A 14886-nucleotide genomic window follows, 5' to 3' on the forward strand; every position below is an offset into this window, starting at 1 on the left:
GGCGGACAGTTAGTGCTTTTCGACCTCTTCGACAGGCCCGCCATGCATTTTCCACGCGGTAAACCCGCCCGCCACATGGGCCACATTGGTGAACCCCATCTCGATACAGGTCTGCGTCGCAAGAGCTGACCGCCAGGCGGAGGCGCAGTAAAAGACGAACTTTTTGTCCTCGCCGAACTTCGGTTTGTAATAGGGGCTCTCCGGGTCGATCCAGAATTCGAGCATCCCGCGCGGGCAATGGAAGGCGCCGGGAATGCGGCCTTCGCGCTCCAGCTCTCTGCGGTCTCTGAGATCGACGAAGACGATGCTGTCGTCGCGGGTGAGGCGGATGGCGTCTTGGGTTGGGATCGTCTCGATCACCTCATGAGCGGCTGCGAGCAGGTCTTTGTAGTTTTTGAGCATGGGGGTCTCCTCTTGGGGGAGAGTTAACCGGTTCGAGGTTTGGTGGGCAATGGTTTCGGTGGGAAACCAAGCGATGACATGGTCATCGCTCAGCTTTCCTCAATGAGGTGGTTGCGGAGTTCTTAGTTACCTTTGAAGGTCAAGCCCTCAGCCGTTCTTGAATATGAATCTGCATATCTTTCCTCAAGTATTCTATGGATATCTGCTTCTAGAGGGTGTCCGGCGCGATCAAACATAGGGCTATGAAGTCTTTGTGTTTCAAATGAAGCTTCAGGGCGAATGCCTTCACGAGCGTAACGAAATAAATGTTCAACGATGGCGTGATATAGTGACCAATTCGCCGCGTAACTTGATCTATAAAAATCACTTGAGGGCATGTTGGTGTCTTCAATGAGGCCAAGAAGCCTAGAGCGATAAACTTGATAACGCGAAATAGTTAGGGAGAGCCATAAGCCTGTTTCTTCATCGGAATTTTCAATGCAGGAACGGAGGATTTCCAGAATTGAAGGTGGAATCTCGATTGCATTTGAAACTTCTTCTAAATTATCGGAATCATCCAAGAAGATATTGCTTTTCAAAGAGTAGTCGATTCCTGAACGCGCGACTGAAATGAGATGCGTCAATGCCATAGGTAAGGCCGCGCGTGCTGCTCGTAGTCGCGCTTCGCGCTGTCTTTCTGTATTCCACACAGCTGTAGCAAATGCAGCTGCTGACGCCAAAAGCGATGCCAATGCGGTTAAAATGTAGGTTCCATATCTGGTGAGGTCATCGTTCAAATCTGCCTCCAGAAACCAAAACAGTCCCATCGCAGCGATGAAGCCAAGAAAAATTCCGAATGGAAAATTCCGAAGAAATCTGAACCAAGAGAGCATTTGAAATCCTAACGTCTCAAATCTCGTTCATTCGGGAAAACAGTCCCCCGGACTGTTTTCTATTTTCGAATGAACCCCCAAAGATCGTATTCACCCGCCTCATCAACCTCCACAGTCACCAAATCCCCTACACTCAACCCCTCAGTCCCCTCATCAATAAACAGGTTCCCGTCGATCTCCGGCGCGTCGGCCTTGGTGCGGCAGGTGGCGATGCCGTCTTCGTCAATGTCGTCCACGATGACCTGCTGCACGGTGCCGACTTTCGCTTCCAGTTTGGCCTCGGAGATCGCCTGCGCCTTCTCCATGAACCGTTCCCAGCGCTCCTGTTTCAGCTCCGGCGCGACGTGGTCGGCCAGCGCGTTTGAGCGCGCGCCATCGACGTTTTCGTATTGGAAACAGCCCACACGGTCGAGCTGCGCCTCGTCCATCCAGTCCAAGAGGTATTGGAATTCTTCCTCCGTCTCCCCCGGATAGCCGACAATAAACGTCGAGCGCAGCGTGATGTCGGGTGCCATTGCGCGCCAGGCGGCGATCTCGTCCAGAACCTTCGCGGAGGCCGCAGGGCGCGCCATGCGTTTGAGCGTGTCCGGGTGGGCGTGTTGGAAGGGGATGTCGAGGTAGGGCAGCACCGCATTGCCCGCATCCGCCATCAGCGGGATCAGCTCGCGCACATGGGGGTAGGGGTAGACGTAGTGGAGCCGGACCCAGAGGTCATCCGCCGCGCCCAGTTGGCCCAACTCGCGCGCCAGATCGGTGATGTGGCTGCGCACCTCACGGTCCTTCCACGGGAAGGCCTCGTAACGACGATCCAGACCATAAGCCGAGGTGTCCTGCGAGATGACGAGCAATTCCTTGACGCCCGCCTCCACAAGTTTCTCCGCCTCACGCAGCACCGCATGCACAGGCCGCGATTGCAATTTGCCACGCATGTCCGGGATGATGCAGAATTTGCAGGCGTGGTTGCAGCCCTCAGAGATTTTCAGATAGCTGAAATGCCGGGGCGTGAGGCTCACGCCGGTGGCGGGCAACAGGTCCACAAAAGGATCGGGTGCGGGCGGCACGGCGGCATGCACCGCGTCCAGCACCTGTTCGTATTGATGCGGACCGGTGACGGCCAGAACCTTCGGATGCACGCCGGTGATATATTCGGGATCGGCGCCCAAGCAGCCGGTGACCAACACCTTGCCATTCTCCTGCAACGCCTCGCCGATGGCCTCAAGGCTTTCGGCCTTGGCACTATCCAGAAAGCCGCAGGTGTTGACGATCACTGCGTCCGCGCCGGAATAATCCGCGCTGATCTGATAGCCCTCTGCGCGCAACCGCGTCAGGATGCGCTCACTGTCGACCAAGGCTTTCGGACAGCCCAGAGAGACCATGCCGATGGTCGGTTGGCCATCACGGCGCGGCCCATCGAATTGGGGCTTCGGGGCAAGGTCGGGGCGGAGATTTGGCGGGTTCTGGCTCATGTCGCGCGATATACTCCGAAAGAGGCCCTGCGAAAAGCGTTTATAAAGCGGCGTCGTGGGCGGATATGCGTAGAAATATGCGCATAACTTGATGCGGATCACAGACGTGTGATCACACCCGCTGTAGCCATGGCCCTGCGTCGCACGAGGTCGGGCGTGCGCGCCGTTCCGGAGGAAGCGTGGCATCACCCGATATGATCTCATGGAGGGACCAATGACAACAATGGAACACAGCCGCGTGGCGGGATCGGTCATTCTCTGCCTCGCTGTCAGCCTCCTGCCTGAGGTGGGCCATGCGACAGAGGGCTATTTCGCGCTGGGCTATAGCCCCGCCGCACGCGGCGTCGCTGGCGCGGGCGTGGCCTATTCCCAGGACGCCATGTCGGGCGCGATCAACCCGGCCTCGGTCGCCACGGTGGGCCGGGAACTGACCTTCGGGTTTCAGGCCTTTTCGCCGTCCCGCGGCTATACCGGCACGGGCACGGGGTTCGTCGCACCGGGAGAAGTCAAGTCCGACAAGGAGTTCTTTCCGGTGCCGAACATGGCCTATAACCTGCCGCTCGCGAACGGCGCGGTGGTGAACTTTTCGGCCTATGGCAACGGCGGCATGAACACGTCCTACCCGGATGTCGCCAACGCCAATTGCGGTGGTGGCTCGGGGGTTTATTGCGGCGGTGAGGCCGGGGTCGATCTGACGCAACTGTTTCTGTCCGTGACCTATGCGCAAAAACTGGGCCGGTTCTCCTACGGGATCGCGCCAACTGTCGCCGTGCAAGCCTTTGAAGCGAAAGGTCTTGTCAACTTTAGCGGTATGTCGGTGGACGGATCGGCGCTCACCAATAATGGGCTGGAATTTTCCTATGGGCTGGGGCTGCGGCTCGGGATGCAATATGAGCTGAGCGATCAATGGACCCTCGGGCTTGCGGCGCAGACCAAATTCGATATGTCGGAATTCGACGACTACGCGGGCCTCTTCGAAGGTGGCGGGGATTTCGATATTCCGGCCTCCGTCACGGTCGGGCTGGCCTATACGCCGACGCCCGATCTGGCCTTGATGCTCGATTATCAGAAAATCTTTTATTCGGACATGCCCGCAGTCGGTAATGCGTCGGACGCAGGCGCGTTGGGCGCCGATGGCGGTGCGGGCTTTGGCTGGGACGACGTCGAGGTGATCCGGCTTGGTGTCGAATGGAAGGCCTCGCCCGATATGACCTGGCGCGCGGGCTATGCCCATGCCAGCAATCCCATCGGGTCCGAAGATGTGACCTTTGGCATCCTGGCCCCCGGCGTGGTCGAGGATCATTTTGCCTTCGGCGGGTCGCGCCGTCTCAATGACCGAGACCGGATCGATTTTTCGATTTCCTACGTGCCGGAAAACACCGTCTCGGGGCCGATCCCCGTGGCCAATGGCGGTGGTACGGCAGAGCTTGAAATGCGTCAAATCTCTGCTTCTGTGGGGTGGACGCGCAGCTTCTGACGTGATCTGTTCGAAATCGCACGCCGCGCGCACAGGTAATGTGCGGGCGGCGCTAATGCTTGGGGCACGGCCTTCGGGTAACCTCGCGTCAAACTCACACGCACATCTCCTCGCACACAGGTCGCCCTATGCTCACCAACACAGCCACCCGTTACGGCGCCGCCGCGCGCTTTTTCCACTGGTCCATCGCGCTTTTGATCCTCGCGGACCTCGCGCTTGGTCTTATTGGCGAGAACACGCCCCGCACGGCGGAGACCGCTGACCGGCTCCAAACCCTCTATTCCGTGCATAAAACCATCGGCGTCACCGTGCTTGGCCTCGCCGTGCTGCGCATCCTCTGGGCGTTCACCCAGACGAAACCCGTGCCAGTGCATCCGGAGCGCAAGGCCGAGACCTTGCTGGCCGAAGTGATCCATTGGATGCTCTACGGCGCGATCCTGATCATGCCCTTGTCGGGCTGGGTGATGCATTCCGCAGAAACCGGCTTTGCCCCGATCCTCTGGCCCTTTGGTCAGGACCTGCCTTTCGTGCCAAAATCCGAAGACGTCGCCCAGATGGCGGGCGCGGTGCATGGGCTGTCGGCCTGGGTGATTTTCGTCACCGTGGCGCTGCACATTTTGGGCGCGCTCAAACATGCGGTGATCGAGAAAGACGGCGTGCTGTCGCGCATGCTGCGCGGCACGGAAGCGGGTGTCGAGGGCGCGAGCCACGCCTCTGCGCTTCCTCCCGTTCTGGCCGCCGTGCTTTGGATTGCCGTCGTGGCCTTTCCCTTTGTCGTGCCTTTGCAGGAGCATGAAGAGGCGGCCAGCGCCGCGCCGATGGAGCAGGTGGAGATCACCTCCGAGCTTCCCGCTTGGGCGGTGGAGCAGGGCAGCCTGACGATCTCCGTGACCCAGATGGGCGCACCGGTCGAGGGCAGCTTTGCCAATTGGACCGCCGCCATCGCCTATGACGACGAGACCGGTGCGGGCGAGGTGACGGTCACCATCGACACCACCTCTTTGTCGCTCGGCTCTGTCACGCAACAGGCGCAGGGGCCGGAGTTCTTCAACACAGACACTTACGCGACCGCGACTTTCACGGGCGAGATCACGCGCCTTGAGGGCACATCGCATGAGGCGGTGGGCACGCTCACGCTGGTCGGCCAGACCGTGCCCGTGACGCTGGCTTTCGATCTCACACTCGACGGCGATCGCGCCACGATGTCTGGCACCACCGCCTTGGATCGCCGCGACTTCGGCATGGGCGCGGGCTATGAGGACGAGGGCACGGTGGGCTTTGGCGTCGAGGTCGCGACCGAATTGACGGCGGTGCGGCAGTAAGCCGCCGCGTCCCTCAATCGAGCAAACAAAAAGGCCGCCGGATCGCTCCGGCGGCCTTCTTCATTCGGGGAGGGCGAGAGTTACTCAGCCGGGGTGGCTTCGATGGAGATTTCGATCTCGACCTCGTCGGAGACGTAGGGGGCGAATTGACCCATGTCGAAGTCGGAGCGCAACACGGTCAGCTCGCCGTCAAAACCGACCCAGGGCTTGTTCTCCATCGGGTGGTCGGCTTTTTGGGTCAGTTCGGCGTCGATCACGACGGATTTGGTGATGCCGTTGATGGTCAGATCTCCGGTGATCTTACCTTCGTCTTCGCCGGTCACTTCGATGCCGGTGGACACGAAGGAGATCGTCGGGTTCTCTTCGGCGCCGAAGAAGTCGCCGGTCAGGAAGTGCGCGGTGCGCTCGGCCCAGCCGGTGTAGAGGCTGTCGGTCGGGAAGGACACGGAGACGGAGGACGCGGCCGGATCGGCCTCGTCGAACATGATCTCACCGTCGAAGCCGGAGAACATGCCGGTGGTGGTGGAGTAGCCGAGGTGCTCGTAGGAGAACACGATCTGGCTGTGCGACGGATCAAGCACATATTTTACCGGCTCGGCATTGGCGGCAGCGGCGGCGCCGATGAGAACGGCGGTGGAGAGAAGCAGGTTTTTCATGATGTCAAAGCTTTCTTTGGCATGGATGTTTAAGATGCGCCAAAGCTAACGGCTGTCCGGTCCCTCTCATATTCCGCAGTCTCAAACAGATTTTGTGCGTGAGCAAACAGGTCTATGCGGAAAACCGCCAAATCTGTGCGAATTCTGTTCAGTGATGCGCAGGGTGAGCCTGAAAAAGGCCGCCCCTCTCTTCAGAAAGGCGACCTGTTTACATGGGGTCACACATATATCAGCGCGGGCAATCTCAGCGGCGACGGTCGCGACGCGAGGACATCGGCTGGAAGGCCACGCCCACATGGGCCTCGCAATAGGGCTTGCCGGCTTGCGACGGCAGGCCACAGAACCAGAAGTCTTCGGTCGCCGGATCGCCCACCGGCCATTTGCAGGTCTTCTCGGTCAGTTCCATCACCGACAGCTTCTTGGCCTTTTTCTCGACCTCGTTGACCTTCGCCAGAGCTTCGGCGGGGATCTCATTGGTCGAGGGCTGCGGCGGCAGGGGTTGCCCTGCCGGAATGATCGCGCGGCGCGCCGGGCTCACCGGTTTCGGGGCGGCCTCGGCGGAGACAGGGGCCTCCGCCGGTTTCGCGGCAGGCTTCGGCTTGGCTTCGGTCTTGGGTTTGGCGGCTGCTGCGGGTTTCGCCTTGGGGGCGGCTGCGGGTTTCGCGGCGGCGCCCGATCCGGCACGGTTCGACAGGCCCAGACGGTGCACCTTGCCGATCACCGCATTGCGCGTCACACCGCCAAGCTCCTTGGCGATCTGAGAGGCGGATTGACCTTCGCCCCACATTTTCTTCAACAGTTCGACGCGCTCATCGGTCCAGGACATCGTGTTTCCTTCGGTTGTCTGCTGATCCGGGCTGCGCCCGCATCATGATCACCCTTGCACAAGACATATGCGGTCCAAATTGGCCAAAGTCCGGCAAGGCGTGCTTGAGAATTTCGTCTAACCCCTATTTTAAGCACCACGCTTGCGGTTACAAGCGGGCCAGCAGGAAAAACAATGGTCTTCCGCATGGCTCTACACGAGGGGCGCGTGCCTATATAGCAAGGCGCATGTGGGATGAACAAGGGGATGAACATGGCTGAATATGAAATTCAGATGGGAGTGCGGCGCTTTGGTCGCGTCAATTGGCTGGGGCTTTACACGCTGATGCTGCGCGAGATCCGCCGGTTTCTGGCGGTCTGGACGCAAACGCTTCTGGCGCCTTTGGTGACGGCGGGGTTGTTCCTGACGATTTTCACGCTCGCCATCGGTCCCTCGCGCGGCGATGTGATGGGCGTGCCCTTCGTGCATTTCCTCGCGCCCGGCATCCTGACCATGACGGTGATCCAGAACGCTTTCGCCAACACCTCGTCGTCGATCATGATCTCGAAGGTGCAGGGCAATATCGTCGACACGCTGATGCCGCCGCTGTCGCCCTCTGAGTTGGTGATCGGCTACCTGTCGGGCGGGGTGGCGCGCGGCATGGTCGTGGCCTTCGCGATCTGGGCCGTGATGTCGATCTTTGTCGGCCTGCCGCTGCATCATCCGCTCTTCGCGATTGCTTTTATCCTTTTGGGCGCGCTGTTCATCGGGGGTTTGGGCGTTCTGGCAGGTATTGTGAGCCAGAAATTCGACCACATGGCCGCGATCACCAATTTCATCATCACGCCGCTGTCGTTTCTGTCGGGCACCTTCTATTCCGTCGAAACCCTGCCGCAGTGGTTCAAAGTGCTGACCCATCTGAATCCGGTGTTCTACCTGATCGACGGCGTGCGTTACGGCATCATCGGCACCTCGGACAGCTCGCCCTGGCTGGGCCTTGCGGTGATGACGGCGGTGACGGCTGTGGTGGTCTTTGTCGATTGGACCTTCTTCAAACGCGGCACCAAGCTGAAATCCTGACGCGGCCGCCTCGGGGCGACCGATTCGTCAAAGGCATCTATCAACAATATCAGGCCTCAGATTTTATTGTTTTCGATGTGAGGACAGCGCCCTCCGCAGCTTTGACTGCGGAGGTTTTTTTTGTGCATTTTTTATCAGCTTCCACGGATTTTTTACCGATTCCGCGGTGCGCATACTCGCAAACTTGGATTGCACTTTATTGGTGTGTTAGGATGCTTTTGATGCACGCTAAGATTGAAATTAGAAACTCTCAATAATTTAGGATGGATCATGGTACAGCGCACACTCGACGATGTTTACATGTACAACGGGTCGCTTCTGAATGCCGAAGGGCTGTTGGACACGATGCTTGTCAGTTCCTTTTCCGGGCCGCAGACCGGTACGCTGGATGTGGGCGATACGGATGGTGACATCAACTGGGACAGCACGGAAAATGCGACGTGGAATGACGCCAATGCGACTTTCATCGGCAGCGGTGAGGCGAGTGTCAGCGTCACGATTCTGGGCATAGAACTGTCGCTGTCGTCGTCTGTGCCCTTCAACGCCTGGGAGGTCGATGGTCAGACCTATGTGGAGTATCCGGAGGGCGACCCGGCGGCGCTTTTGGACGGGCTTTTGTCCGAGGCGCTCGATATTCCCTTGTTGAACCTCCTCGGGGTACCGCAACTGGTCAGCCTGATCGAACGGAACGCGATTTTGGATTTCGACCTCACCAATCAGAATGAAATCGAATTGCCGGTCTGTTTCGCCAAAGGCACGCGGATCAAGACCCTTGGCGGTTGGGAAGTGGTCGAAAATATCAAGCCGGGCGATATGGTGATGACACAGGATCACGGTTTGCAACCCGTGCGCTGGATCGGACATGCGACCGCCAGGGCACATGGGGCCTTTGCGCCTGTTGAAATCGACCAAGGCGTCTTGGGCAATGATCGCCCGCTCACCGTGTCGCAACAGCATCGGGTGCTTCATAGCAGTGTCGCGGCGGAACTTCTTTTGGGTGTAAATGAGGTGCTTTTGGCCGCCAAGCATCTGGTGAATGGCACCACAATTCGTCTGCGCGAAACTGGGTATGTCACCTACTACCACATGCTATTCGACCAGCACGAATTGGTGTTCTCGGAAGGCATTGCATCGGAGAGCTTTCATCCGGGCGCCATGGCGCACTATGCCTTGCGGAGCGCGGAGTGTGAGGAGTTGTTCGGCCTTTTCCCTGAGCTGCAATCAGATTTCAACAATTACGGACGTGCCGCGCGCCAGGTGGTGAAAAGCTATGAGGCCGATTTGCTGGCAGTTGATGCTGTCTGACGGCGTCGCGCAGGAAGGCTCTGATCGCCATCAAACTTTTGCCCGATTTAAGCGGTAATCCATTGAGAGTTTCGATCAAATGGGCTCGCAATGATTTTAAGAAAATGCGTAACAGCAGTTTTTACCTGTCTGTGTCTGGCGGGGGCCGCAATGGCCGCCGACAGCCTGCCGTCCGAATTGGACAGCGCCGACCGCCGGGCCGAGTTGATCGGCTGGGAGGGGGTCGGGAGGCTCGATATTGCCGGGCAGAACACCTGTACAGGCGCTTTGATCGCTGATGATCTTGTGCTGACGGCAGCGCATTGTGTGGTCGGCGAGGACAACACGCCCGTGCCGCCCGCGCGCATTCTGTTTCGTGCAGGGCTCAGGAATGGCGACTATATCGCCGCCTCGCGCGGCTATGCCGTGGCGGTCTCGCCCGGCTATGAAGCGCAGCGTGAGGTGACAGCTGCGAACATCCGCAACGATCTGGCGCTGATCAAACTGGCCTCTCCGATCCCTACGGCGCTGGCGCGGCCCTTCGCGGTACATCGCAGCTCAAAACCCCGTGGCGAGCTGATGGTCGCCTCCTACGGGCGCGGACGCAACGCGGCGCTCTCGATCCAGCGGGAATGTCATGTGCTCGACTATTCCGATGACATCTACAGCTTCGATTGCGACATCACGTTCGGGTCGTCCGGCGCGCCGGTCTTTGCCTATGACGGGGTGCGGCCCGCGATCGTGTCCGTCGTGTCGTCGCTCGGCACGCGAGGTGACCGGAAGGTCGGATTTGGCATGTCGCTGATCGACCAAGTGTCTGCACTGAAACGCCAGATCGCGCTTGGTGCGCCGCAAGTGGCCGCGAAACCTGTGGTGGCAAAACGCATCACGGTCGGCGGAGGCTCATCCTCGCGCGCGGTCGGCAATTCGACATTTCTGTCGGCAAACTGACCATCCCCGCCAAATACCCTTTGACAGTACCCGCGCTATGCCCGTAAAGCGCATCCTATGAACATGATCCGCACATATGCCCGTATCATCCGACGTCGACGCCGTAACGCGTAAGACGTCCGTTCTGCCGTGCCGAGACGTGATGTCCACGGCACAAAACGCGCCAAACTGGCGCAAAGCTTGCAAAATACCGCAAAATCCCCGTCCCAACCGTTGACAGGCCCGCTGGCTTTCGCCACCCATGAGGCCTCTCATTTTCAGAGGAACCACAGAGATGATTTCACCCGTTCTGCCGACCTACAACCGGGCTCCCTTGTCCTTCGTCAAAGGCGAAGGCTCTTGGCTGATCGAGGCGGATGGGCGACGTTTCCTCGATCTGGGCGCGGGCATCGCGGTGAACACTCTGGGCCACGCCAACCCGGAACTGGCGGAGACACTGAAGGCGCAGGCGGACACGCTCTGGCATGTGTCGAACCTCTACAAGATCCCGGCGCAGGAGGCGCTCGCGGACAAGCTGGTCGAGACCACTTTCGCCGACACGTGTTTCTTCACCAACTCCGGCACCGAGGCCGCTGAGCTGGCGATCAAGATGGCGCGCAAATACTGGTATGAAAAAGGCCAGCCGGAAAAGACCGAGATCATCACCTTTGAGGGCTGTTTCCATGGTCGCTCCACCGGCGCGATTGCCGCCTCCGGCTCCGAGAAAATGGTCAAGGGCTTTGGCCCCCTGATGCCGGGGTTTGTCCATCTGCCGTTTGGCGACTGGGACACTGTCGCGGATCACGTCACGGACAAAACGGCGGCAATCCTGATCGAACCTGTGCAGGGCGAAGGCGGCATTCGTGTCGTCCCCGACGAGGCGCTGAAACTGCTGCGCGAGATTGCGGCGGCCAAAGGCTGTCTGTTGATGTTCGACGAGGTGCAATGCGGCGTCGCGCGGACCGGCAAACTTTTCGCTCATGAATACGCTGGCGTGACGCCCGACATCATGATGGTTGCCAAAGGCATCGGCGGGGGCTTTCCGCTTGGGGCCGTTCTGGCCACCGAAGACGCGGCCTCTGGCATGACCGCAGGCACGCACGGGTCCACCTATGGTGGCAATCCTCTGGGCTGTGCCATCGGGCTGAAGGTGATGGAGATCGTGTCCGATCCCGACTTCCTCGCCGAGGTGAACCGCAAGGCGGGGCTGATGCGCCAGAAACTCGAAGGCCTCGTGGCCGATCACCCGGATGTCTTTGAAGGCGTCCGTGGCGAAGGCCTCATGCTGGGCCTCAAATGCAAAATCGCGCCTGCCGATCTGGTGGGCAAAGGCTATGAGCAAGGTGTTCTGACCGTGCCCGCCGCCGACAACGTGGTGCGGCTCTTGCCCGCGCTGAATATCACTGACGAAGAGATTGCCGAGGCCGTGTCGCGGATTGATGCCGCCGCCAGCGCGCTCTGACAGACGAAGAGACCAGACCTATGAACCACTTCCTCGACATTCACAAAACCTCCGCGCAGGATCTGCACCGGATCATCGAAACCGCGAAGCTCACCAAAAACGCGCGTTACGACAAACCGAAAGCCGCGCTCGATGCGGAACAGCCGCTCAAAGACAAAATGGTCGCGCTGATTTTTGAGAAACCCTCGACCCGGACGCGCGTGTCTTTTGACGTGGGCGTGCGCCAGATGGGCGGCCAGACCATGGTGCTTTCGGGGGCCGATATGCAACTTGGCCACGGTGAAACCATCGCCGACACCGCCCGCGTGTTGTCGCGCTACGTCGATATGATCATGATCCGCACCTTCGAGGAGCAAACGCTTTTGGAGATGGCGGAATATGCCTCTGTGCCGGTGATCAACGGGCTGACGAACCGGACTCATCCGTGCCAGATCATGGCCGACATCCTGACCTATGAGGAGCATCGCGGCTCGATCAAGGGCAAGAAAGTCGTCTGGTTGGGCGATGGCAACAACGTCTGCGCGTCGTTTATCCATGCCGCCGGTCAGTTCGGCTTTGACATGACCTTTGCAGGGCCAGAACCGCTCGATCCCGAGATGGGGTTTGTCGAAGAGGCGCGTGCCAATGGATCGACCATCGAGATCACCCGTGATGCCGAAGAGGCTGTCGCAGGCGCCGATCTTGTCGTCACCGATACCTGGGTCTCGATGCACGATCCGGCGTCCGCGCGCGAACGTCGCCACAACCAGCTCCGCCCCTACCGGGTGGATCGCAAGCTGATGTCACACGCCAACCCGGACGCTTTGTTCATGCATTGCCTTCCGGCGCACCGCGGCGATGAGGTGACGAACAACGTGATGGACGGCCCGCAATCGGTGATTTTCGACGAGGCTGAAAACCGTCTCCATGCGCAAAAATCCATCATGCGCTGGTGTGTGGAGTGAGTGCGTGTGGAGTGAGTATTTCACCTGCAATGACAACAGAAAGGGCGCCGGTGAGGGCGCCCTTTTTTGTGGTGCATGAGAGGAGGCGTCAGCCCGCGAGATGCGACAGCAACCAAAAGGTGATGGCCGACAACAGGGCTGCGGCGGGAACCGTGATCACCCAGGCGGCGACGATGGTCATGAAATGGCTGCGGCGGACCAATTTGCGGCGGCGGCGTTCCTCGGCGGCGATGCGCAGGTCTCTCTTTTTGCGCATCGTCTCGTCGAGGCGTTTTTCATGATACCATTCGCGAAAGAAGCCGACGCCAAACACCCCGCCCACAGCGATATGGGTCGAGGAGACCGGCAGGCCCAGCCAGCTTGCGACGATGACGGTGATCGCGGCGGAAAGCGCCACGCAATAGGCCCGCATCGGGTTCAGCTTGGTGATCTGGCTGCCGACCATTTTGATCAGTTTCGGACCGAACAGGATGAGTCCGAAAGAAATGCCGAAGGCGCCGATCACCATGACCCAATGGGGGATGTTCACCTTGCCTGCGAATTCGCCAGAGGCATTGGCATGGACGATGGCGGCCAGAGGACCGACCGCATTGGCGACGTCATTGGCGCCATGGGCAAAGGACAAAAGGGCGGCAGAAATCACCAGTGGCAGGCCGAAAAGCACCTTGAGAGACTTGTTGCGGTTTTCCAGCCCTTCGGATTGACGGCGCACCAGCGGCGCGGAGGCCACGTAGGACAATGCGCCCATGCCCAGACCGATCAGAAGAGCTGTCAAAAGATCGACGCTGACGATTTTCTTGAGGCCCTTGACGGCGAGGTAGGTCGCGAATGTGCCCATCATGATGCCGATCAGCACCGGCACCCAGCGGCGCGCGGCTTCGATCTTGTCGGCTTGATACATGATCCGGGCCTTGATGAACCACAGGAACCCGGCCGCGATCACGCCGCCCAGCAGGGGTGAGATCACCCAGCTCAGTGCGATGAGGCCCATCGAGCCCCAGTTCACCGTGGCAAAGCCCGCCGCGGCAATCCCTGCGCCCATGACGCCGCCCACGACGGAGTGCGTGGTGGACACGGGTGCGCCGATCCAGGTTGCGAGGTTGACCCAGAGTGCGGAGGACAAAAGCGCGGCCATCATCGCCCAGATAAAGACCTGCGTGTTGGCGACGGCGCTGGGGTCTATGATGCCTTTGGAAATGGTCGAGACCACATCGCCGCCCGCCAAAAGCGCGCCCGCACTTTCGCAAAGCGCGGCAATCACGATGGCGCCGCCCATGGTCAGGGCGTTGGCGCCGACGGCAGGGCCCATGTTGTTCGCCACATCGTTGGCGCCAATGTTGATCGCCATATAGGCGCCCAAAGCGGCGGCGGCGATCACCACGGCAGAGCCGGGTTGTCCGCCAAAGACCAAAGCGGCAAATAGCCCCGCGACGATGATAAAGGCCAAAGCGACCCCGAGCCCCACCATAGGGCGCGCGATGTGAAAGGTGGCCAACTCGATCTGGCTGATCCGATTAAGATCCTTGTCGAGGGTTTTCCACTGTTTTCCGTGCTCTTCGCTCTCAGACATCTTTGCCCTGGCCCGTCATTTTTCTGTTACAAACGGCGCAGCGCTAGCGTGCCCGGCCTTGCAATGCAAGCCTTTCGCGTCTCTTGAGCGCAGGGTAAATCGTTTCAGAAGTCGAGAAGCAACTCGCGCAGCTCTGGCTCATCGACCAGAGCAGCCGCCTGTTTCGGCGACATCCAGCTGCGTTTGCGCTGGCTCTTTTCCGGGAACTCGTCCTCGAGATGATCGACCTCGATCGAGTAGACCGTGGCCTCCACCGGCGCGGGCAAGCCGTTGTCGAGCTTCTTGATATAGTGATAAAGGCCCAGCGGTTTGGACGTGCGCGGCACGGGTTTTACACCGGCCTCTTCCCAGGCTTCCTGGGCTGCAGTGCCTGCGCCATCGAGCCCCCGGATCGGCCAGCCTTTCGGAATGATCCAACGCCCCGTATCGCGCGAGGTGATCAGGAGAACTTCCTTACCTTTCTTGCCGTTACGCCAACACAGCGCAGCAGATTGCACGCGGTCGGGGCGACGCAGAAGCGGGTCGAAAACGCCTGTCCAAGCGGATTTGAGAAGGGGTACCATGAACTCGATATGTGCCTGTTTTGTCTATATTTCGTATATACATAGGGCGAACT

14 protein-coding genes are annotated in these 14886 nt (G+C 59.6%); 7 read left to right on the forward strand and 7 right to left on the reverse strand.

Going from position 1 to position 14886, the window contains the following annotated elements:
* Positions 1-9: 9 nt before the first annotated feature.
* The 3 genes from HCZ23_RS00610 to rimO all read right to left on the reverse strand — a co-directional run bounded on the left by HCZ23_RS00610 (position 10) and on the right by rimO (position 2740).
* The gene (locus tag HCZ23_RS00610; protein ID WP_167599766.1) at positions 10-402 is read right to left on the reverse strand and encodes a rhodanese-like domain-containing protein; all 393 of its coding nucleotides are present in this window, start codon (positions 400-402) and stop codon (positions 10-12) included.
* 122 nt (positions 403-524) lie between these two features.
* On the reverse strand, positions 525-1274 hold the full coding sequence (locus tag HCZ23_RS00615; protein WP_167599767.1) for a hypothetical protein: 750 nt from the start codon (positions 1272-1274) through the stop codon (positions 525-527).
* A 59-nt stretch (positions 1275-1333) separates the two neighbouring features.
* A complete protein-coding gene (gene rimO, locus HCZ23_RS00620; protein WP_167599768.1) occupies positions 1334-2740 on the reverse strand; it encodes a 30S ribosomal protein S12 methylthiotransferase RimO in 1407 nt (468 codons plus the stop codon).
* Between the two features lie 214 nt (positions 2741-2954).
* On the opposite strand from rimO, the gene HCZ23_RS00625 reads away from it, so the two are divergent.
* Both HCZ23_RS00625 and HCZ23_RS00630 read left to right on the forward strand, forming a co-directional pair.
* Positions 2955-4217, forward strand: a complete 1263-nt coding sequence (locus HCZ23_RS00625; protein ID WP_167599769.1) for an OmpP1/FadL family transporter — start codon at positions 2955-2957, stop codon at positions 4215-4217.
* 128 nt (positions 4218-4345) lie between these two features.
* The gene (locus HCZ23_RS00630; protein WP_167599770.1) at positions 4346-5539 is read left to right on the forward strand and encodes a cytochrome b/b6 domain-containing protein; all 1194 of its coding nucleotides are present in this window, start codon (positions 4346-4348) and stop codon (positions 5537-5539) included.
* Between the two features lie 80 nt (positions 5540-5619).
* Here HCZ23_RS00630 and HCZ23_RS00635 read toward each other — a convergent pair whose 3' ends face one another.
* Positions 5620-6195, reverse strand: a complete 576-nt coding sequence (locus tag HCZ23_RS00635; protein WP_167599771.1) for a YceI family protein — start codon at positions 6193-6195, stop codon at positions 5620-5622.
* Between the two features lie 244 nt (positions 6196-6439).
* Entirely contained in the window at positions 6440-7021 is a 582-nt protein-coding gene (locus HCZ23_RS00640) for a GcrA family cell cycle regulator (protein WP_167599772.1), read from the reverse strand.
* Between the two features lie 252 nt (positions 7022-7273).
* Between HCZ23_RS00640 and HCZ23_RS00645 the strand changes: the two genes are divergently transcribed.
* From HCZ23_RS00645 to argF, 5 genes are all read left to right on the forward strand, one after another.
* Complete coding sequence (locus tag HCZ23_RS00645) at positions 7274-8080, forward strand: ABC transporter permease (protein WP_167599773.1); 807 nt, start codon at positions 7274-7276, stop codon at positions 8078-8080.
* Positions 8081-8350: 270 nt separating this feature from the next.
* Entirely contained in the window at positions 8351-9385 is a 1035-nt protein-coding gene (locus HCZ23_RS00650; RefSeq protein ID WP_167599774.1) for a Hint domain-containing protein, read from the forward strand.
* Between the two features lie 150 nt (positions 9386-9535).
* Positions 9536-10315, forward strand: a complete 780-nt coding sequence (locus HCZ23_RS00655; RefSeq protein ID WP_167599775.1) for a serine protease — start codon at positions 9536-9538, stop codon at positions 10313-10315.
* Positions 10316-10589: 274 nt separating this feature from the next.
* Positions 10590-11756, forward strand: coding sequence for an aspartate aminotransferase family protein (locus HCZ23_RS00660; RefSeq protein ID WP_167599776.1), 1167 nt, complete (start codon positions 10590-10592; stop codon positions 11754-11756).
* Between the two features lie 20 nt (positions 11757-11776).
* A complete protein-coding gene (gene argF / locus HCZ23_RS00665) occupies positions 11777-12700 on the forward strand; it encodes an ornithine carbamoyltransferase (RefSeq protein ID WP_167599777.1) in 924 nt (307 codons plus the stop codon).
* Positions 12701-12788: 88 nt separating this feature from the next.
* Here the strand turns inward: argF and HCZ23_RS00670 are convergent, their stop codons facing one another.
* Together HCZ23_RS00670 and HCZ23_RS00675 are read right to left on the reverse strand one after the other, a co-directional pair.
* On the reverse strand, positions 12789-14270 hold the full coding sequence (locus HCZ23_RS00670) for an inorganic phosphate transporter (protein WP_167599778.1): 1482 nt from the start codon (positions 14268-14270) through the stop codon (positions 12789-12791).
* A gap of 104 nt (positions 14271-14374) precedes the next feature.
* Positions 14375-14833, reverse strand: coding sequence for an NUDIX hydrolase (locus HCZ23_RS00675; RefSeq protein WP_167599779.1), 459 nt, complete (start codon positions 14831-14833; stop codon positions 14375-14377).
* Positions 14834-14886: the final 53 nt, after the last annotated feature.

This window comes from Celeribacter sp. HF31 (genome assembly GCF_011806455.1).
GTDB lineage: Bacteria > Pseudomonadota > Alphaproteobacteria > Rhodobacterales > Rhodobacteraceae > Celeribacter.

Bases quoted from the DNA above. Each gene is read 5' to 3' on its own strand.
- HCZ23_RS00610 (WP_167599766.1), bottom strand. From the start codon at position 402: ATGCTCAAAAACTACAAAGACCTGCTCGCAGCCGCTCATGAGGTGATC.
- HCZ23_RS00615 (WP_167599767.1), bottom strand. From the start codon at position 1,274: ATGCTCTCTTGGTTCAGATTTCTTCGGAATTTTCCATTCGGAATTTTT.
- rimO (WP_167599768.1), bottom strand. From the start codon at position 2,740: ATGAGCCAGAACCCGCCAAATCTCCGCCCCGACCTTGCCCCGAAGCCC.
- HCZ23_RS00625 (WP_167599769.1), top strand. From the start codon at position 2,955: ATGACAACAATGGAACACAGCCGCGTGGCGGGATCGGTCATTCTCTGC.
- HCZ23_RS00630 (WP_167599770.1), top strand. From the start codon at position 4,346: ATGCTCACCAACACAGCCACCCGTTACGGCGCCGCCGCGCGCTTTTTC.
- HCZ23_RS00635 (WP_167599771.1), bottom strand. From the start codon at position 6,195: ATGAAAAACCTGCTTCTCTCCACCGCCGTTCTCATCGGCGCCGCCGCT.
- HCZ23_RS00640 (WP_167599772.1), bottom strand. From the start codon at position 7,021: ATGTCCTGGACCGATGAGCGCGTCGAACTGTTGAAGAAAATGTGGGGC.
- HCZ23_RS00645 (WP_167599773.1), top strand. From the start codon at position 7,274: ATGGCTGAATATGAAATTCAGATGGGAGTGCGGCGCTTTGGTCGCGTC.
- HCZ23_RS00650 (WP_167599774.1), top strand. From the start codon at position 8,351: ATGGTACAGCGCACACTCGACGATGTTTACATGTACAACGGGTCGCTT.
- HCZ23_RS00655 (WP_167599775.1), top strand. From the start codon at position 9,536: ATGGCCGCCGACAGCCTGCCGTCCGAATTGGACAGCGCCGACCGCCGG.
- HCZ23_RS00660 (WP_167599776.1), top strand. From the start codon at position 10,590: ATGATTTCACCCGTTCTGCCGACCTACAACCGGGCTCCCTTGTCCTTC.
- argF (WP_167599777.1), top strand. From the start codon at position 11,777: ATGAACCACTTCCTCGACATTCACAAAACCTCCGCGCAGGATCTGCAC.
- HCZ23_RS00670 (WP_167599778.1), bottom strand. From the start codon at position 14,270: ATGTCTGAGAGCGAAGAGCACGGAAAACAGTGGAAAACCCTCGACAAG.
- HCZ23_RS00675 (WP_167599779.1), bottom strand. From the start codon at position 14,833: ATGGTACCCCTTCTCAAATCCGCTTGGACAGGCGTTTTCGACCCGCTT.